16 protein-coding genes are annotated in these 19,096 nt (G+C 70.4%); 11 read left to right on the top strand and 5 right to left on the bottom strand.

Going from position 1 to position 19,096, the window contains the following annotated elements; all coding sequences use genetic code 11:
- Positions 1-71: 71 nt before the first annotated feature.
- The 3 genes from M3667_RS16250 (at position 72) to M3667_RS16240 (ending at position 1,961) form a co-directional block, all read left to right on the top strand.
- Positions 72-626, top strand: a complete 555-nt coding sequence (locus M3667_RS16250) for an LPXTG cell wall anchor domain-containing protein (RefSeq protein ID WP_251509559.1) — start codon at positions 72-74, stop codon at positions 624-626.
- Positions 627-777: 151 nt separating this feature from the next.
- Positions 778-1,005, top strand: a complete 228-nt coding sequence (locus M3667_RS16245; protein WP_251509558.1) for a hypothetical protein — start codon at positions 778-780, stop codon at positions 1,003-1,005.
- A gap of 296 nt (positions 1,006-1,301) precedes the next feature.
- Positions 1,302-1,961 carry an SUMF1/EgtB/PvdO family nonheme iron enzyme gene (locus M3667_RS16240; RefSeq protein WP_251509557.1) on the top strand — a complete coding sequence of 220 codons (660 nt, stop codon included), beginning with the start codon at positions 1,302-1,304 and terminating at the stop codon, positions 1,959-1,961.
- A 56-nt stretch (positions 1,962-2,017) separates the two neighbouring features.
- On the opposite strand, the gene M3667_RS16235 is transcribed toward M3667_RS16240, so the two are convergent.
- On the bottom strand, positions 2,018-2,497 hold the full coding sequence (locus tag M3667_RS16235) for a MarR family transcriptional regulator (RefSeq protein ID WP_308196485.1): 480 nt from the start codon (positions 2,495-2,497) through the stop codon (positions 2,018-2,020).
- Between the two features lie 63 nt (positions 2,498-2,560).
- Here M3667_RS16235 and idi point away from each other — a divergent pair, with 63 nt between their 5' ends.
- The 7 genes from idi to M3667_RS16200 are packed head-to-tail and all read left to right on the top strand — an operon-like array spanning position 2,561 to position 8,208.
- The gene (gene idi / locus M3667_RS16230; RefSeq protein ID WP_251509556.1) at positions 2,561-3,112 is read left to right on the top strand and encodes an isopentenyl-diphosphate Delta-isomerase; all 552 of its coding nucleotides are present in this window, start codon (positions 2,561-2,563) and stop codon (positions 3,110-3,112) included.
- On the top strand, positions 3,109-4,176 hold the full coding sequence (locus tag M3667_RS16225) for a polyprenyl synthetase family protein (protein WP_144835112.1): 1,068 nt from the start codon (positions 3,109-3,111) through the stop codon (positions 4,174-4,176). The genes idi and M3667_RS16225 overlap by 4 nt, the downstream gene beginning before the upstream one ends.
- Positions 4,173-5,042 (top strand): squalene/phytoene synthase family protein, encoded by an 870-nt coding sequence (locus tag M3667_RS16220; protein WP_144835114.1) that lies wholly within the window; start codon positions 4,173-4,175, stop codon positions 5,040-5,042. Before M3667_RS16225 ends, M3667_RS16220 begins: the two co-directional genes overlap by 4 nt.
- Positions 5,039-6,595 carry a phytoene desaturase family protein gene (gene crtI / locus M3667_RS16215; RefSeq protein ID WP_251509555.1) on the top strand — a complete coding sequence of 519 codons (1,557 nt, stop codon included), beginning with the start codon at positions 5,039-5,041 and terminating at the stop codon, positions 6,593-6,595. Before M3667_RS16220 ends, crtI begins: the two co-directional genes overlap by 4 nt.
- A gap of 1 nt (position 6,596) precedes the next feature.
- Positions 6,597-7,007, top strand: coding sequence for a lycopene cyclase domain-containing protein (locus M3667_RS16210; RefSeq protein ID WP_251509554.1), 411 nt, complete (start codon positions 6,597-6,599; stop codon positions 7,005-7,007).
- On the top strand, positions 7,004-7,321 hold the full coding sequence (locus M3667_RS16205) for a lycopene cyclase domain-containing protein (protein WP_251509553.1): 318 nt from the start codon (positions 7,004-7,006) through the stop codon (positions 7,319-7,321). Before M3667_RS16210 ends, M3667_RS16205 begins: the two co-directional genes overlap by 4 nt.
- Complete coding sequence (locus M3667_RS16200; RefSeq protein ID WP_251509552.1) at positions 7,318-8,208, top strand: prenyltransferase; 891 nt, start codon at positions 7,318-7,320, stop codon at positions 8,206-8,208. The genes M3667_RS16205 and M3667_RS16200 overlap by 4 nt, the downstream gene beginning before the upstream one ends.
- A 475-nt stretch (positions 8,209-8,683) precedes the next feature.
- Here the strand turns inward: M3667_RS16200 and M3667_RS16195 are convergent, their stop codons facing one another.
- Both M3667_RS16195 and M3667_RS16190 read right to left on the bottom strand, forming a co-directional pair.
- A complete protein-coding gene (locus M3667_RS16195; RefSeq protein ID WP_251509551.1) occupies positions 8,684-11,638 on the bottom strand; it encodes a UPF0182 family protein in 2,955 nt (984 codons plus the stop codon).
- A 43-nt stretch (positions 11,639-11,681) separates the two neighbouring features.
- A complete protein-coding gene (locus M3667_RS16190; protein ID WP_251509550.1) occupies positions 11,682-12,809 on the bottom strand; it encodes a S16 family serine protease in 1,128 nt (375 codons plus the stop codon).
- A gap of 185 nt (positions 12,810-12,994) precedes the next feature.
- Between M3667_RS16190 and M3667_RS16185 the strand changes: the two genes are divergently transcribed.
- A complete protein-coding gene (locus tag M3667_RS16185; protein WP_251509596.1) occupies positions 12,995-14,482 on the top strand; it encodes a zinc-dependent metalloprotease in 1,488 nt (495 codons plus the stop codon).
- 1,541 nt (positions 14,483-16,023) lie between these two features.
- Here the strand turns inward: M3667_RS16185 and M3667_RS16180 are convergent.
- Together M3667_RS16180 and nudC are read right to left on the bottom strand one after the other, a co-directional pair.
- Positions 16,024-17,775: an ATP-dependent helicase gene (locus tag M3667_RS16180; RefSeq protein WP_251509548.1), complete on the bottom strand. Its 1,752-nt coding sequence runs from the start codon at positions 17,773-17,775 to the stop codon at positions 16,024-16,026.
- Complete coding sequence (nudC, locus tag M3667_RS17090) at positions 17,772-18,986, bottom strand: NAD(+) diphosphatase (protein ID WP_308196484.1); 1,215 nt, start codon at positions 18,984-18,986, stop codon at positions 17,772-17,774. Before nudC ends, M3667_RS16180 begins: the two co-directional genes overlap by 4 nt.
- Between the last annotated feature and the right edge of the window lie 110 nt (positions 18,987-19,096).

The raw sequence follows: 19,096 nt of genomic DNA, 5'->3' as shown, positions 1-19,096 counted from the left end.
GCGCCACAGGGTCAACGCATACGGAGCGGTCCATCTCAGCACCGGCACGCCGGTAACGAAAGCAGGCACTCATGAAGCTCAACATCACGAAGGCGGGCGCATCTCTCGCTCTCGCCGGCGCGCTGCTCTTCGCAGCCCCGGCTGTCGCTCAGGCATACGTGCCGACCGGCCCCGGAACCGTCACCCAGACCATTACCTCCGACGGCGCTGTGGACATCGCCGGCTTCCAGCCCAATACCGACGTCACCTTCACTCTCGTCGGTGTTGGCGTCACGGGCGCCAACATCGCCACGGCCAACCTGCCCGTCTCGTCGGCGTCGGTCACGAAGACGGCTGACGCTTCGGGCAACGCGACCGCGGTCGTCACCCTTCCCGCCAACCCCGTTGGTACCTACACCCTCGCGGCCTCGGGCGCTCGTGCCGATGGCTCGCCCGGAACCGGTGCAGGCACCGGCGGCGGCTCGACCGGCGGCGGCACCAACGCCGGCGGCAGCAACGCCCTTCCCGCGACCGGCATGAACACCGACTCGATGCTCGGCATCTGGGTCGGCGGCGGAGCCCTCGTGCTCGCCGGTGCGGCTGTGCTGGTCGTCACCAAGACGCGTCGTCGCAACGAAGGCGCGTAAGACACACCTCACGAAGGGGCCGTCATCGACTCAGGTCGGTGGTGGCCCCTTCGTCGTTCCCATGGGCGCTCCACACGTCCGAAAATCGCGCCGACTTCACCCGCTCCCGGCACCCCCGCGGCAGCCAGACGCCCAAGCTAGCGTCATCGACGTGAACGACTGGATGTCATCTCCCAAGTGCGGCGAATGCCTCGTTTCACTCGAACCCTTCGGCTCCCTCATCGAGGCGTGCTGGCGGTGCCCCGAGTGCCTCGAGGTCACCGCACCGGAAGACATCGGCATCCGGTGGCAAGACGCCATCGACAACCGCGGACGAGAGACCGGCCTGCCCGAAGACCCCTTCGAGCCCGGCTGGGAGCCCATGTTCGAAGACGACTGACCCACACCCACGAACTGCGTTGCGGCCCCCCGGCACGCTCCCCCGCTTCACCCACCCACAGACTGCGTTGCGGCCCCCCGGCTTGCACCCCCTCCCCCCACCGCGCACCTCGCGCCCCACAGATAGCGTTGCGGCCCCCCGGCTCGCCACACGCGGCGTCTCGCCTCGCGCGTCAACCCACCTCGATGCGGCCCTCCGGCCCGCTTCACTGGGCACATGCTCTTCTCCCCCCGCCTCGATCGCGCGCGTCGCGACCGCCGCTCCCCCGCCCTCCCGGCGCCGTCTGCGGTGTGCGCGTGACCGACGTCGAGATGGCGCGCATCGCCGCCGGCAGCGTGCTGCGCGGCGACCTGCGGGGCGTCGAGCGGCGCGAGATCGTCGTCGCGGCGTTCGAGATCGGCGTCTACCCTGTGACCGAAGAGCAAGTGGCCGACCTCATCGGCATCCCGGCGCGCAGTCCGCGGCATCCGGCGACCGAGATCAGCTGGCTGCGGGCCATCCGCCTGTGCAACGCGCTGAGCGAGTGGGAGGGCCTCGACCCGGTCTACTCGTTCGACGGCGAGGTGGTGCGCCCCGATCCCGACTCCGACGGCTTCCGCCTGCCGACCGAAGACGAGTGGGAGTACGCCTGCCGCGCCGGAGCCACCGGGCCCGCCTACGGCCCCGTGCGCGACATCGCCTGGACGGCCGCAGACGGCCTACGCGGCCCCGTCGACGTCGGGGGACGGATGCCGAACCTGCACGGCCTCTTCGACACCCTCGGCAACGTGTGGGAGTGGTGCAGCGACCTCTACGACCCCGAGGGCGAGAGCGACGCGCGCGTCTTCCGCGGGGGCGGCTGGTCGGATGCCCCGGCCGAGGTGCGGGCGGCAGCGCGGCGCGGAGGGCGGCCGCGCGACGCCTTCGACGACGTTGGCGTGCGGGTCGCGCGGGGGCCGATCCCCGGTCTCGGGTGAGGTTGAGCCTGAGACGGGCGAAACGGAGCACGCCCGAACCGGCCGCAGAGAGGGGCTCAGTCGTCCGTCGAGATGGCGGTGGTGAGGTCGTCGATGAAGCGGGTGATGGTCTCGAGCTGCTCGTCGTCGAACGCCGCCGCGGTCTCGCCCATGGCCATCAGATGGCCGCCGAAGTGCCGGAAGAACTCGCGCCGCGACTTCTCGGTGAGCACGACCACGCGGGCACGGCCATCCGAGGGGTGAGGCCGACGCTCGAGATGACCCGACGCGACGAGACGGTCGATGAGCTTGGTGGTCGACGCGGTCGAAATGCGCAGATGCGTCGCCACGTCGTGCGGGCTGACAATCTGCCCGCGTCTTTCGCGAATGGTGAGCATGCGCAGCGTGGCGAGGTCGCTGGCATTCATATCCATATCGCCCTTCATGCCGCTGTGCATGCGGTCGAGAGCGTCACTGAGCGATTGCACCGCGGTGAGCGTGTGCATCACCGCGGGCCTTGTACCAGAGGTCGACACGGCATCCGTCACAGTGGACACCCCCTTTCACCCTAGGTATAGTCAGACTCACATCGCTAGCTAAACTAGCAAACAGGAGGCACGATGAGCGAGACCGAATATGTCGTCCTCCTGGACGACTTCGGCAACGAAATCGGCACGGCGCCCAAGGCTAGCGTGCACGACATCGATACCCCGCTTCACCTCGCATTCTCATGTCATGTTGTGAATGCAGCAGGAGAAGTTCTCGTCACGCGTCGCGCTCTGCACAAGAAGACCTGGCCGGGCGTCTGGACCAATTCTTTCTGCGGGCACCCCGGCCCCGCCGAGCCCGTGCTGTCGGCCGTGCACCGCCGCGCCGAGTTCGAAGTGGGTCTCGCCGTGCGCGACCTCGAGCTGGCACTCCCCCTGTTCCGTTACCGCGCGGTCGACGCGAGCGGCATCGTCGAGCACGAGATCTGCCCCGTCTACGTCGCACGCACCGACGCCGAGCCGCAGCCCAACCCCGACGAGGTCGCCGAGTATCGCTGGGTCGACCCGCTCGAGCTGGCCGCCTCGCTCGAGGCCACGCCGTGGGCGTTCAGCCCGTGGCTCGTTCTGCAGGCGCAGCAGCTTCACCTCTTCGAGACACCCCAAGCGGTGAGGCGCGCGTCATGATCGCCCTCGCCTCGACCTCCGTGGCCCGTCACGGCATCGACGCCGAGATCGACGCGGCGCTCTCTCGCCTCGAGGCGCGCTCGCAGCGACTCGGCGACGGCGCCCAGGCCCTGGCATCCGCCATCCGCCGCGCGACGGACGGCGGCAAGCGCTTCCGCCCGCTGCTGGTGGTGGCCGCGTTCGAGACGCTCGACGGCCCCGACATCGCGCTACCCGCGCTCTATCAGGTGGCCGCCGCGTTCGAACTGCTGCACACCGCCTTCGTCGTGCACGACGACGTCATCGACCACGACACCGAACGCCGTGGCGTGCCCAACGTCGGCGGGGAGTTCCGCCTGCGCGCCAGCGACAAGGGGGCGGATGCCGCGGGTGCGGCGCTGCTCGGAGACGCCGCCGCGATCCTCGCCGGCGACCTTCTGCTGCACGAGGCCGGCCGCCTGATCGCCCTGGCCGAGATCCCCTCGACGCTGCGCGCCGAGCTGCTGGCCCTGTTCGACGAGGCCGTGCTCGTGTCGGCGGCCGGAGAGCTCGCCGACGTCGAGAACGCCGTGTCGCCGGGCGAAGCCGACCCCGACACCGTGCTGCGCACCACGCACGACAAGACCGCCGTGTATTCGTTCTCGGCCCCGCTCGAAGCCGGAGCCGTCATGGCCGAGGCCGACGCCCCCACGCGCCACGCGCTGCAACGCTTCGGCCAGCGCCTGGGTCTCGGCTACCAGCTGATCGACGACCTCATCGGCGCGTTCGGTACGGCCGCTGCCTCGGGCAAAGACGAGGGCTGCGACCTGCGCGAGGCGAAGAAGACCCACCTCATCTCGCTCGCGCGCGAGACCGAGAGCTGGCCTGAGGTCAGCGAAGCACTCGCCCAGGCCCACACGGGTCCGGTGGCGATTCGCGCCGCACAGGTCGCCCTGTCGGCCTCGGGAGCCCGCGCCCGCCTCGAAGACCTCGTGTGCGAGACGCTCGACGAAGCGCGGGCGATCGTCACCGCATCCACTCTTCCGGCCGCGTGCCGCGCGATGTTGCTCGAACTCGTCGACGCCGTGCAGGAGCGCGTTCCGTGAGCACCGCGCCCACGGGCCTCGAACTGTATTCGCAAACCGCCGACGCGGCCGCAGCCGCCGTCATCCAGCGCTACTCCACCTCGTTCGGCATCGCCGCGCGCCTGCTCGGGCCCCGCCCGCGCCCGCACGTGCGCAACATCTACGCCCTCGTGCGCGTGGCCGACGAGATCGTCGACGGTCCCGCGCGCGACGCCGGCCTGTCGCCCGAGCGCGAGCGCCAGGTGCTCGACGGCCTCGAGCAGGAGGTGCGGGATGCCATCGCGACCGGGTTCAGCGCGAACCTCGTCGTGCACGCCTTCGCCCGCACCGCGCGGGAGTGCGGCATCGGCGACGACCTGATCGCGCCGTTCTTCACCTCGATGCGCACCGATATCGACACCGCCGAGCACGACGACCTCTCGCACGACGCCTACGTCTACGGCTCGGCCGAGGTCGTCGGGCTGATGTGCCTGCAGGTGTTCCTCAACGCCGGCATGTCTGCCCCCGCGCAGCCCGCGGCCGACCTCGTCGACGGCGCGCGCCGGCTCGGAGCGGCGTTCCAAGACGTCAACTTCCTGCGCGACCTCGCCGACGACGCCGACCGCCTCGGCCGCGACTACCTCGACGGCGCGGCCGACGACGAACGCCGGGTCGCGGTTCTCGACCGCATCGACGCCGACCTCGCCGCCGCGGCATCCGTCATTCCCCACCTGCCGCCCGACTGCCGCGCCGCGGTCACGACGGCCCACGACCTGTTCGCCGAGCTGTCACGGCGACTGCGCTCCTCCCCCGCCGGCGCACCCCGCGTCCGCGTTCCCGACGGTGTCAAAGCCACCCTCGCCGCCCGCGCCCTGCTTGGTCGCCCCCCGAAAGGTTCACGCTCATGAGCGCCCAGCGCATCGTCGTCGTCGGAGGCGGAATCGCCGGTCTCGGAACCGCCGCCCTGCTCGCCGACCGCGGATACGACGTCCAGCTCTTCGAGGGCCGTGACGCCCTCGGCGGGCGCGCCGGCTCGTGGGAGAGCGACGGCTTCCGCTTCGACACCGGCCCCAGCTGGTACCTCATGCCCGAGGTGTTCGACCACTTCTTCCGCCTGCTCGGCACGAGCGCCGCGGAAGAGCTCGACCTCGTGCGCCTCGACCCCGCATACCGCGTGTACGGCCCTCCCGGGCAGGGCGAGCCGATCGACATCGTGTCGGGCCGCGAAGCCGTGCGCGAACTGTTCGAAAAGCACGAGCCCGGCTCGGGCGACAACATCGACGCCTACCTCGACTCCGCGAAAGACGCCTACGAGCTGTCGACGTCGAAGTTCCTCTACGACCCGTACTCGTCGACCAAGGGCCTGCGCGACCCCGCGCTGGTGAAGCGTCTTCCCACGCTCATCCCCCTGCTCACCCGCACGCTGTGGAAGCGCGTCACCACCGACTTCAAGAACACGCGCCTGCAGCAGATCCTCGCCTACCCCGCGGTGTTCCTCGGCGGATCGCCCTTCGAGGTGCCGAGCCTGTACCACCTGATGAGCCACCTCGACCTGGGCGACGGCGTGCTGTACCCCAAGGGCGGCATGACCGAGATCATCAAGGCCATCGAGAAGCTCGCGCGTGAGCGCGGAGTGCGCATCGAGACCTCGACGCCGGTCGAAGCGATCATCACCGAGTCGGGCCTCGCGCGCGGCGTGCGCCTCGCCGACGGTCGAGTGATTGCCGCGGATGCCGTGGTCTCGGGGGCCGACCTGCACCACACCGAGAACGAGTTGCTCGAAGAGAAGGACCGCCAGTACCCCGAGCGCTGGTGGAAGGACAAGGTGCCCAGCCCCGGCGCCCTGCTGCTGCTGCTCGGCGTGAAGGGCGAGCTGCCGCAGCTCACGCACCACACGCTGCTGTTCACCGACGACTGGCACACCAACTTCGACGCCATCTTCGGCGAGAACAAGATGATCCCCGACCCCGCATCGATCTACATCTGCCGCCCCAGCGCCTCCGACGACTCCGTCGCGCCCGAGGGACACGAGAACCTGTTCGTGCTCGTCCCCGTGCCCGCCGACCCCGACAGCGGCCGCGGAGGCGTCTCGGGCGCCGGCGACGAGCGGATCGAGAAGGCCGCCGACCGCGTGATCGCGCAGATCGCCGAATGGACCGGCATCCCGGATCTCGCCGAACGCATCGTGGTGCGCAAGACCATCGCTCCCGAGGACTTCAAGGAAGACCTGCACGCCTGGCACGGCAACTCGCTCGGACTCGCGCACACGCTCAACCAGAGCGCGATCTTCCGCCCGAAGAACCGCTCGCGCAAGGTCGAGAACCTCTTCTACGCCGGCACCTCGGTGCTGCCGGGCATCGGCCTGCCGATGTGCCTCATCTCGGCCGAGCTCGTGGTCAAGCGCATGACCGGCGACACCACCGCCGGCCCCCTGGCGGAACCCGCGCACGCGGCGGTCTGAGGTGCCGGGGATCTACCTGGGCGCGATCCTCTTCTCGCTGATCGGCATGATGCTGATCGACGGGAAGTACTCGCTCGCGCTGCGGGTCGCTCCTCTCCGCACCGCGCTGGCGGTGCTGGGCGGCACGGTGTTCTTCCTCGCGTGGGACCTCGTCGGCATCGCGACCGGCGTGTTCGTGAAGGGTGAGAGCCCGCTGTTCGTCGGCGTGATGCTCGCCCCGCACCTGCCGCTCGAGGAACTGTTCTTCCTGCTGTTCTTGAGCTACCTGGCGATCGTGATGTTCGCGGTGTTCGAGCGGCGGTCTGCTGCGCGGTCTGCTGCGGCGGCTTCGGACGCGCGGGGGTCGAGCTCTGCGGCGTCGGACGCGCGGGGCTCGGGCTCCGCGGCTACCGACGCGCGGGGGGCGTCATGACGTACCCGCTCATCGTCGTACCGTTCGTGGTGATCACGCTGGTCGTGACGCTGGCGACGGCGCGGCGTCCGCGGTTCCGCGAGCGCATGGCATCCGCCGCCCTCACCGCCCTCGTGCTGCTGGGCCTCACCCTCGTGTTCGACAACCTCATGATCGCCGTCGACCTGTTCTCGTACCCTCAAGAGCACCTCAGCGGACTCAAGCTCGGACTCGCGCCGATCGAGGACTTCGCCTACCCGCTGTGCGCGGCGTTCCTCGTGCCGTCGCTGTTCACCCTGCTCTCGTCTCGCCACGCCCCGAAGGACGCCGCATGACCACCCCCGCTCTCACCCCCGGACGCGTGGTGCGCGAACTGTTCGTGTCGTCACGGCCCGTCAGCTGGATCAACACGGCCTTCCCCTTCGCCGCGGCCTACCTGCTGACCACGCGCCAGATCGACGCGCCGCTGATCGTCGGGATCATCTTCTTCCTCGTGCCGTACAACCTCGCGATGTACGGGGTGAACGACGTGTTCGACTACGAGTCGGACCTGCGCAACCCCCGCAAGGGTGGAACCCACGGCGCCGTGCTCGCCAAGCGCATGCACCCCATCACGCTGTGGGCCTCGGCGCTGTCGTGCCTGCCGTTCGTGGTGTACCTCGTGATCATCGGGTCGCCGCTGTCGTGGCTCGTGCTCGCGCTGAGCCTGTTCTTCGTCGTGTTCTACTCCGCGCCGCCGCTGCGGTTGAAGGAACGGCCGTTCCTCGACTCGATGACCAGCAGCATCCACTTCTTCTCGCCCGCGATCTACGGGTTGGTGCTCGCCGGAGCCGCGTGGACCTGGCAGCTTGTGTTCGTCTTCATCGCGTTCGCGCTGTGGGGCGTCGCCTCGCACGCGTTCGGCGCCGTGCAGGACGTCGAGGCCGACCGCGCCGCCGACATCTCATCGATCGCGACCGCCCGTGGGGCGCGCTGGACGGTGCGCTTCGCGCTGGTCTGCTACGCGCTCGCGGGGGTGGCGATGCTGTTCACCGCGTGGCCCGGGCCGCTGGCCGCGCTGCTGGTGATGCCGTACCTCGTCGTGTGCTGGCCGTACCGGAACGTGACGGATGCCGAGAGCGACCGCGCCACCGCCGGCTGGAACCGCTTCTTGTGGCTCAACCAGATCGCCGGCTTCGGCACGACGATGTTGTTGATCTGGTGGTGGTTCATCAGCGCGTGAGCGCATGCGGTGCGGGCACGCACGAGGGTGGGCCGCGGCGCGGGCACGCACGAGCGTGGGCCGCGGCGCGGGTACGCACGAGCGTGGCCCGCGGCGCGGGTACACGAGACTGCAACTCGCTGACGAACCCGCGTCAGGCTGCAACCGAGTTGTCGGCGAGATGCAGTCTCGGCGCCAGGAGCGGAGCGCGACAGGGGGCTGGGCGTGGCTCTGCCGCAACGGCATCCGGGGCCGTGCTCTTCCCCCGCCGACGCCGGGCCGACCAACAGCGAGGGCAATGGTCGACGAGACTGCAACTCGCTGACAAACCCGCGTCAGGCTGCAACGGAGTTGTCAGCGAGATGCAGTCTCGGCGCCATTGGCGGCACGGTGGCGCGTCGAGCGCGCGCGCCGCGGGCCTCGACAAGCTCAGCCACCACGACGACGACGCCGGCGCCCCGCGGGTGCGGGACGCCGGCGATCGGTCGAGCGGGGGTCAGCCCGCGGGGGTCTCCGACGGAGCCGGGGTGGGCGACGTGGTCGCCGTGCCGCCCTGGCCGTTCGTCTCGAGGTCAAGCAGGCGCTGGACGGCCGCGGTGAGGCGGGCATCCTGTGTGGCGAAGGCCGCAAGGTCACCGCTGGTCAGCGCCGCCTGGCGAGCGTTCAGCGCGTCGCGCGCCTCCTGCAGGGCCGCGGCGTAGTCGCCCGTCGGGACGGCCGTGCCGCCACCGGTCGAGCCGCCCGTCGTACCCGAACCCTGATCGGTCGGGGTGACGGTCTCGTCGCCCGTATTGGCTCCGGAGTCACCACCGAACAGCGAGTCGAGCGCTTCGCTCAGCGTGTTCTCGAACGCGATCTTGTTGCCGAACGCGACGAGCACGCGCCGCAGCTGCGGCAGCTTGGTGTCACCCGACGACTGGACGAACACCGGCTGCACGTACAGCAGACCGCCGCCGACAGGGAGGGTCAGCAGGTTACCCGGGAGCACCTGCGACTGCCCCTGCTGCAGGATGTTGATCTGCGACGAGACGTTGGTATCGGAGTCGAAGGTGTTCTGCACCTGACCGGGTCCGGGGACCGTCGTCGTCGAATCGATCACGAGCATGCGGAGCTTGCCGTAGTCCTCGCGTTTGGTGCCCTGCTGGTCGCCCGCATTGGAGTCGACCGCCATATAGCCCGTCAGCACGTTTCGCGCCTGACCGCCCTGCGACGCCGGGATGAAGCTCGTGAACATCGAGTACGTCGGGTCGTCCTGGTTGGGCATCTTCATCGTCAGGTAGTACGGCGGCTGGAACGTCGCCGGGTCCTGCGGGTCGTTCGGCGTGGTCCACCGGTTGTCCTGGCGGTAGAACGACGTCGCGTCGTCGACGTGGTACACGCCGAGCATCGAGCGCTGCACCTTCATGAGGTCGGTCGGGTAGCGCACGTGACTCATGAGATCAGCCGACATGTCGCTCCACGGCTTGAGCGTCGACGGGTAGATGTTCTGCCACGCCTTGAGCAGCGGGTCTTGGTCGTCCCACGCGTACAGGCTCACCGAGCCGTCGTAAGCATCGACGGTGGCCTTGACCGAGTTGCGGATGTAGTTGATGTCATCGAGCGCGTAGGTCGGGGCCGGGTTGTTCGAGTCGGCGATCGCGCGCGAGAGCGACACGCTCGACGAGTACGGGTAGTTCGCGCTCGTCGTATAGCCGTCGATGACCCACTTGATGCGACCGTCGACGACCGTGGGGTACGGGTCGCTGTCGAGCGTCAGATACGGCGCGACCTTCTGCACGCGGTCTTTGGGATTGCGGTCGTAGAGGATCTGCGAGTCGGCGTTGACGCTGTCGGAGAAGAGGATCTGCTCCGACTGGAACTTCAGCGCATAGATCAGGCGGTTGAAGACGTTGCCGACGCTCGGTCCGCCGTCGCCCTGGAACGTCGTACGCGTCTCGGTGCCGCCGTCGGCACCCAGCGGGTAGTCGAGCTCGACCGGATCGGTGCTCTCCGGCGCGCCGACGATCGAGTACTGGGGCGAGCTCTCGCCAAAGTACACGCGCGGCTCGTACTTCAGATCGGTGAGGAAGCCGGTGCCCGGGATCGCCTGCTCGAGGAAGACCGGGTCGCCGTCGGCGGTGCGTTCGTTACCGGCGGCCGCGACCATGCCGTAGCCGTGCGTGTAGACGAGGGTCGTGTTCTGCCACGAGGCCGCGTCGCCGAGCTGGCCGATGTTGAGCTCACGCAGCGACACCACGGTGTCTTGCGTCTGCCCGTTGATCGTGTATCGGTCGACGTCGAGCGGGGTCTTGAACTGGTAGTACGCGCGGTACTGCTCGAGCTGACGGACCGTGGGGCCGATGATCGCCGGGTCCATGATGCGTAGCTGCGCGGTGGACTCGGCGTCGTTGCGCAACTGACCCGCCTCGGCCTCGGTCTCGGCCTGGAAGTTCTCTTTCTCGATGTTGTCGATGCCGTAGGCGGCCTTCGTGCCATCGAGGTTGCGCTGGTAGTACTGGCTCTCGAGCGTGAGTTCGTTGGGGCGCACCTGGAACGTAGTGACGGCCCACGGGATGGCCGCACCCACGACGATCGCCGAGACGATGAGCAGCGCGGTGCCGATCAGCGGGTAGCGCCAGCGACCGATGAAGGCGGTGACGAAGAACGCCAGTGCCACGATGACGGCGGCGATCGCGAGGATCGTCTGGCCGGGGATCACGGCGTTGGTGCCGACGTAGCCGGGGCCGGTGATGCGCTCGGACGGCTCGACGAGCGTGCGGAAGCGGTCGAGCCAGAGGCTCGCGCCCTGCAGCAGCAGGTAGACGCCGGCGAGGATCGCGAGCTGGATGCGCGCGGCCTTCGAGATACGCAGTTCGCGTTGTCCGACGCGCACCGAGCCGTACAGGTACGACACGACGGCGGTGAGCAGCAGGCACACCAGCACCACGGCCGAAGCGAAACCGAGCGCTGCCGCGTAGAACGGCATCCCGAACAGATAGAAACCCGTGTCGAGCCCGAACTGGGGGTCGGTCACCGCGGTGCTGACGCCGTTGAACCACAGCCAGGTGGTTTCCCACTGCGCAGAGGCGGCGAAGCCGGCGAAGAAGCCGAAGAAGATCGGGATTCCCCACATGGCGAGGCGCCGCAGCGGCTCGACGACCTCTTGGTAGCGGTCGAGCTGCGAGCTCAGACGCGCGTACACGGGACGCAGGCGGTAGGCGAGCTGGATGACGCCCCACACCGGCACCGCCATCGCGAGGAAGCCGACGACGAACATCACCGTGCGACCGATCCACTGGGTGGTGAGAACGGTGGTGAAGCCCAGCTGCGAGAACCACAGCCAGTCGGAATAGAGGTTCGCGAAGACGAAGAACGCGACGACGAGCACTGCGATCACCGCCAAGGTGATCGAGATGATCCGTCGGGAGCGGTTCGGCGGCGTGGCCTGGTTCGGCGCTGAGGTCGTGGTCACCCCTTCATCCTAGGCGCGGCCTTCCGGGGGTTCGCCGTGAAAGCTACGATCCCGAACCACACGTCGGAAGAGCGTCGAGATCGCCGTTGTCGCGGATCGTCTCGAGGGCGGTGAGCGACTGATCCAGCGTCGAGGTGGAGAAGACGCGGATGCCGTCGGGCACGTGCCCCACGACCTCGTTGCAGTTCGACTCGGGCGCCAGGAAGTACGTGGCTCCCGCGTCGCGCGCGCCGTAGAGCTTCTGACGGATGCCGCCGATCGGGCCCACGTTGCCGTCGGCGTCGATCGTGCCGGTGCCGGCGATGTGCTGGCCGCCGGTGAGGTCGCCGGGAGACATCTTGTCGATGATGCCGAGCGCGAACATCATGCCGGCGCTGGGGCCGCCCACGTCGTTCAGCTGGATCTTGACGTCGACGGGGAGGTCGAACGACTGCATGAGTCCGACACCGAGCAGGTACTGCTGTTGGCCGTCGACCGTGGTTTGCTGCGGCGTGATCTGCACCGTGGCGTCGGCGCCGTCGCGCTGGTAGGCCACGGTGACCGGTGCGCCCGCGGCCTTCTGGACGGCCGAGCGCACGGCATCCACGTTCGAAGCCGGAGTGCCGTCGACCGAGACCAGCACGTCGCCCTGCTGCAGCAGACCCGCCGCCGCGCCCTGGTCGTCGATCGTGCCGACCGCGATCTCGGCGGGGACGTCGTAGCCGAGCTGCCGTAGGGCCGCCGCGCTCGCCTCGAGCTGCGAGTCGCTCATGAGGGCGGCGTTCTCGCTCGTGCGCTGCTCGGTGGTCTGACCCGCGGGGAAGATGCGGTCGATCGGCACCACCGCGCGCGAGCGGTCGAACCACGCCATCGCGAGCTCGATCCACGACGGGGTGCGCTCGCGGTTGCCGCTGACCTGCACCGTGAGCAGGTCGAGCTGACCGGTGGTGGTGTCGTCCTGCTCGTTCGGAACGGTGATGAGCGGCACCTGCTCGCCGTCGGCGTTCGGGGAGGTGCCGAGCGTGTTGTACACCGGACCCGGCTGCTGGATGACGTAGGCCGAAGGCACGAACGTGAGCACGAACAGCACGATCACGGCCACCGTCAGCGACCACACGCCGATGACGGTGCCGCGACGCCACGGCTGTCGAGGCGCGGGCTCGAGGCGGACGTTCTCGTCGAAAAGGGACACGAAGCTCAATCCTTGACCGGGGTCGTTCGCGCGGGGCGTAAGCGCCGCGGGGCCCGGCCGGTAGATGCGGGGAAACCTGCGACTAGCGTAGAGAACCATTCCCCAGACCTGGCTGAAAGGCGGCTGAAGTGGCAGACGACGACCGTGGCGGCGACCAGAGCCCCGAGGAAGAGTTCCAGGAGCTCATGCGCCGCCTGATGTCGGGCGACACCAGCGGCATCGACCCCGAGATGCTCTCGCGCCTGTCGGGCATGCAGATCGACCCCGCCATGCTGCAGGCCGTCATGAACCAGCTGCAGGGCGCCTTCGCCGGCACGCAGGAAGGCGTCGACTGGAGCCTCACCGAGCGTCAGGCCCTGCACATCGCCAACCAGGACGGCTTGGGCGTCACGACCGGTCAGAAGACTGACCTCGACCAGGCGTTCACGCTCGCCGCCCTGTGGCTCGGCGAAGCCACCACCATCTCGGACCTGCCCCGCCCTCCCCGCGCCGTCACGCGCGGCGCGTGGGTGACCGCGACCCTGCCCGTCTGGCAGGAGCTCGCCGAACCTGTCGCCACGAGCATCGCCGACGCCCTCACCGCAGCCCTCGGCCAGCAGGCCCCCGAAGACATGCAGGAGATGATCGCCGGCGCCGGACGCCTCATGCGCACCGTCGGCGGCTCGCTCTTCGCCACGCAGCTCGGCCACGTCGTCGGCCGCCTGTCGACCGAGGTCGTGGGGGGCGGAGACGTCGGCATCCCGATCATGCCCGAGGGCGACGCCGCGATCCTGCCGCAGAACTTCGCCGACTTCGGCCGCGACCTCGAGATCCCCGACGACCAGCTCGCCCTCTACCTCGCGACGCGCGAGCTCGCGCACGCACGCCTCTTCCGCCACGCGAGGTGGCTGCGCCTGCACGTCATCTCGCAGGTGCGCGACTTCGCCCACGGCATCCGCGTCGACACCGACGCCCTCGAGGAGCTCGCCTCGCGCTTCGACCCCTCGCAGCCCGACGAACTGCGCGGAGCGCTCGAGAGCGGAGCCCTGCTGCCCGAGCGCAGCCCCGAGCAGACCGCGGCCCTGACCCGGCTCGAGAACCTGCTGGCCACGATCGAGGGCTGGGTCGACGTCGTGACCGAAGACGCCACCTCGCGGCTTCCGTCGGCGGGACGCATCGCCGAGGCCGTGCGTCGACGCCGCGCCGTCGGTGGACCCGCCGAGCAGGCGCTGGGCGCGCTGGTCGGCCTCGAGCTGCGCCCGCGCCGCATGCGCGAAGCCGCCGCGATGTGGCGCGCCGTCACCGACGCCGTGGGCGTCGAGGGCCGCGACGCGCTGTGGGACTACCCCGACCTCATGCCGTCGTCGGAAGACATCGACGACCCCGCGGCGCTCATCGCGCGGGTGACGGCCGCGTCGCGCGGTGAGGCGGCGCCGGCCGATGAGATGGACGACGCGCTCGCTCAGCTGCTGGCCGAAGAAGCCGAAGGTGGGCGGGATTCGGGGGCGGATGCCGAGGAGTCGGGCGAGATGCCCGGTTCGGGCGATGCTTCGGGTGAGGGCCTTTTGCGGCGAGACCTGCGAGAGGGTCGCTCCGACGACGGCTCGGACGACGCGCTCGGTGGCGACGCGCGGGACGGCGACTCGCGGGACGGCGACGAGGACGGCGCTCCGGGAGACCAGCGGCCGGTGTGACCAGCGGGCCGTGTGACCAGCGGGCCGTGTGACCAGCGGGCCGTGTGACCAGCGGGCCGGGTGACCAGCGGGCCGGGTGAACGCGGCGGGGTCCGCGGCATCGGGGTCGCGGCGGGGTCCGCGGCATCGGGGTCGCGGCGGGGTCCGCGGCATCGGGGTCGCGCTGCGGCCTGCCGTTCACGCCGAGACACGGGGTCGCGCGGCGGACTGCCGTTCGCGGCGAGACTGCAATTCGCTGACAACGTCGTTGCAGCGTGACGCGGGTTTGTCAGCGAGCTGCAGTCTCGCGGACCATGCGCCGTCCATCGACCGGCGCCGGCGCGGCGGACCGCCGTTCGCGGCGAGACACGGGGGCGCGCGGCGGCCTGCCGTTCGCCGCGAGACTGCAACTCGCTGACAACGTCGTTGCAGCCTGACGCGTGTTTGTCAGCGAGATGCAGTTTCGCGGACACGGGGTCGCGCCGTGGCCTGCCGTTCACGCCGAGACACGGGGTCGCGCGGGGGCTGCCGTTCGCGGCGAGACTGCAACTCGCTGACAACGTCGTTGCAGCCTGACGCGGGTTTGTCAGCGAGATGCAGTCTCGCGGACACGGGGTCGCGCCGTGGCCTGCCGTTCACGCCGAGACATGGGGTCGCGCGGCGGACTGCCGTTCGCGGCGAGACTGCAACTCGCTGACAACGTCGTTGCAGCCTGACGCGGGTTTGTCAGCGAGATGCAGTCTCGCGGACCGATCGTCGCGGAACGCTCGCCGGTCGACGGGCGGTCGCACGCCCGTGTGCGGGTCGCTCGGGCTGCGGAGTGCACTTCTCCCCAGGGGCGTGATCGACGTCGGGGGCTGTGGACAACGGCATCCGGAGTCTTTCCGCCCGTCAGGATCGGGGCATGCTTCGACTCGACCCCGCCTCTCCCCCGCTCTGGCGCGACGACGGCAGCGTGCAGTTCGGTCCGCGCGCGATCGCGACCCTGCCGATCTCGGATCGGTGGACGGATGCCGCTGTCGCCGCCCTCGTGAACGGCACCACCCGCGAGGAGTTGCGGGCGCTCGCGCGGGTGCACGGGGTGTCGGATGCCGCGACCGATGCGGTGCTCGACGCCGTCACGCCGGCGCTCGTGCCGCACCGCGACGAGCCGCCGCTCGTGCTGCAGATCGCCGACGACCTTCACCCGCGCGTCGGCCGGGCCGTGCTCGCGGGACTGCCACCGCTCACCCGCATCGTCGCGTGGGCGGGGGCATCCAGCGAGCGGGCGTCACCGGGCTCGTGCGTGATCCTGCTGGCGGCGCATCGCGTCGATCCGCGGCGGGCCGCGGCGTACACGCGTGACGGCGTGACCCACCTGCCGCTCGTGCTCGACGGAGCGTCGGCGACGGTCGGACCGGTCATCGCGCCGGGGCGCACGGCCTGCCTGTCGTGCCTCGATGCCGAGAGTCAGCGCGGGGATCCGCACTGGCCGGCGGTGTCGTCGCAACTGCTCGGCCGGCCGCGACCCGCGATCGACCCGGCGCTGGCCGCCGAAGCGGCCCGGGCGGCGCGCTTCTTGGTCAGCGCGCCGATCGAGCAGACGACGAGGTCGCTGCACCTGCGCGTCGATTCGTTCCGGCGGGCCTGGGGGCTGCATCGGCCGAGCGCAGACTGCCGCTGCCGATCTCTCGAAGAAAGCGCGACGGCGAGCGTTCCATCCGCCCCCGACCGCGTGCCCAGCTCAGCGACAGCGTCCGCGCCGCACGCGTGACCCCGACGTACGCGAGACGCCGCTCTTCGTCGACCGCCTCGAAGGTGGTCGCGTACGAGATCGGCAGCAGACCCTCACTGACCCCGACGAGGTACACGTGATCCCACTCCAGACCCTTCGCCGCGTGCAGCGTGGCCAGCGTCACCGTGCGCGTCGTCGGCTCGTGCTGGTCGCGTGCCCGGGCCTGCAGGTCATCGGTGAACGAGCGCAGGTCGGTTCCGGCCGGGGCCTCCTCGGCCAGGCGCAGCAGAGCGGCGCGCGCCTCCCACGCTTCGCGCAGGGCTCCACCCGCGGCGGGCGGATCGTCGGTCAAGCCGACGCTGCGCAGCACATCGCGGACGGTGGCGAGGAAGCCGGTCTCCATCGGTGCGACCGAGGCGGCACGCAGCGCCATGACGGCCTGCCGCACCTCGGGCATGTCGAAGAACTTGCGTCCGCCCAGCACGGAGGCCGCGACCCCCACCGCCGACAGCGCGTTCAACAGGGCGGCCGACTGGGCGTGCGAGCGGTACAGCACCGCGACGTCGTGCGGATCGACCCCGCGCGACAGCGAGTCCGCGATCGATCGCGCGACCGCCGTGGCCTCGGCCTCGTCATCGTCGAAGCCGCGCACCGTCGGCACCGGGGTATCGGCCTCGGTCGCGGCCACGAGCTCGAGCGCGCCGGCCCGCCCACGCATGAGGTCGTTGGCCACCGCCAGAACGGGAGCAGTCGAGCGATAGTTGCGCTCGAGTCGCACGACGCGGGCGTCTTCGTGGGTGCGCTCGAAGTCGAGCAGGTAGCGCGCGTCGGCGCCGGTGAACGAGTACACGGTCTGGCTGGCGTCGCCGACCACGCACAGGTCGCGACGATCGCCCAGCCACAGCTCGAGCACGCGGTTCTGCAGCGGCGAGACGTCCTGGTACTCGTCGACCGTGAAGTGCCGGTACTGCTCGCGCACGGCGGCGGCCACGCGCGGCTCGGCCTCGATCATGCCGGCGCAGGTGAGGAGCACGTCTTCGAAATCCATTTGCCGACGCTCGTCTTTGAGCTTTTCGTACGCCCGCTGCAGAGCGACGACCTGGTCGACGCCCAGACGCCCCACGCCGTCGGGGCGGTCGGCGGCGTACTGCTCGATCGAGCGCAGCGTCACCTTGCGCCATTCGATCGACGAAGCGACATCGCGCAGCGTCGCCGTGTCGGGACTCAGTCCGACGCCGTCGGCCGCGTGCGCGAGCATGCGCACCTTGTTGTCGATGATCGACGGAGCCTGATCGCCCGCGAGCGTGGGCCAGAAGAAGTTCACCTGGGCGAGGGCTGCGGCGTGGAACGTGCGCGCCGACACCCCCGACACGCCAAGCGCACGCAGGCGTCCTCGCATCTCGCCCGCCGCCTTCGCGGTGAAGGTCACCGCCATCACCCGCTGCGGCGAGTACGCGCCCGTGTCGACGCCGTGGGCGATGCGCCTCGTGATCACGCGCGTCTTGCCGGTGCCGGCGCCCGCGAGCACGCAGACCGGACCCCGCAGCGCCCGCGCCGCCTCGAGCTGGTGCTCGTCGAGTCCGTCGAGAGGCCCGGTCACGCGGTCTCTCCGTACCAGTCCTCGATCAACCGGCGGGCGATCGATGCGGCCCCCGGAAGGTGCACCGCGCTCTCACCACGGAGCGCCGACCCGATCTCTTCCCGGGTGAACCAGCGCACCTCGACGATCTCCTCGCCGTCGGCCAGGGCCTCGACCTCGTCGACCACGACCGCGCGGAACCCGAGCATGAGCGACCGCGGATACGGCCACGCCTGCGACCCGCGGTACACGATCTCGCGCAGGCGCACGCCCGACTCCTCGTTCACCTCGCGCGCGACGGCGTCTTCGAGCGACTCCCCCGCCTCGGCGAACCCGGCGAAGCACGAGTACCGGTCGCCGCCCCACGCGGCGTTGGCGCCCAGCAGCACGCGGTCGCCCTCGGCAGAGGTCAGCAGCACGATGACCGCCGGATCGGTGCGCGGGAAGTGCTCGCGTCCGCACACCGGGCAGTGCCGCGACCAGCCGGCCTGGCGCAGTTCGGTGAGCGCGCCGCACGCGGGACAGAACGCGGCATCGCGCAGCCACCCCGACAGGGCGACCGCGGTGGTCAGCAGTTTGGCCTCACCGGCCGGCAGGTCGCCGCCCGCGGCGCGGAGGGGCGCCCAGTCGGCATCCGGAACCAATTCGTCACCCGCGCCGTCGGCCACGACCGCGAGCAGGACCGCGCGGTGGTCGGGCGTGCGCCCGAGGAACGCCCAGTGGGCGATGCCGGGGATGTCGTGGGGGGCTGCTGCGTCGGGTTCGGTGAGGCGAGCTGACGGGGCGGGGGCGGATGCCGTGTGCTCGGCGAGGCGCGCTGATTCGGCCGGGGCGGAGGGCTCGGCGGGCTGCAGCGACGGTGCGGATGCCGTCGGCTCGGCGGGTTGCGGGGACCCGGCGGAGGCGGATGCCGCGGGATCGGCCGGATGCGGCGACGGGGCGGATGCCGCGGGCTCGGTGGGCTGCTGCGGCCCGGCGGCCGATGAGGCGAGGTCGGCGAACGACACCAACGCGAGACGGCCGTCGATCAGCGGTGCAGCGTCGCGGCGCACGGCGAGCACGAGCGTGCGGGGGTCCGCGGCGAGGTTCTCGAGCAAGCCGGGCTGGTCGCGCTCGGCGCCGGCGCGGTCGACGACGAGGTCAGCGGCATCCGCGGAGGTGTCCTTCGGCCCGCTGTCGGCCGCACTCGACGAGGGCGGGTTCTGCGACGACGAAGACGCGGGAAGCGACATCGAACACTTCTTTCCAGTGCGAGCACGAGCAGAAGCCCGAACGATTGGGACGAGCGGAGGGTCGAGGGCTCGACCTCCCCCCATCAAGGGCGTGGCGCGGGCCGGTGAGC

Origin of the sequence: Microbacterium sp. P26 (assembly GCF_023712585.1) — a bacterium.
GTDB lineage: Bacteria > Actinomycetota > Actinomycetes > Actinomycetales > Microbacteriaceae > Microbacterium > Microbacterium algihabitans_A.
The sequence above is the reverse complement of the archived record's forward strand: the minus strand, read 5'-3'. Positions and strand labels throughout refer to the sequence as shown.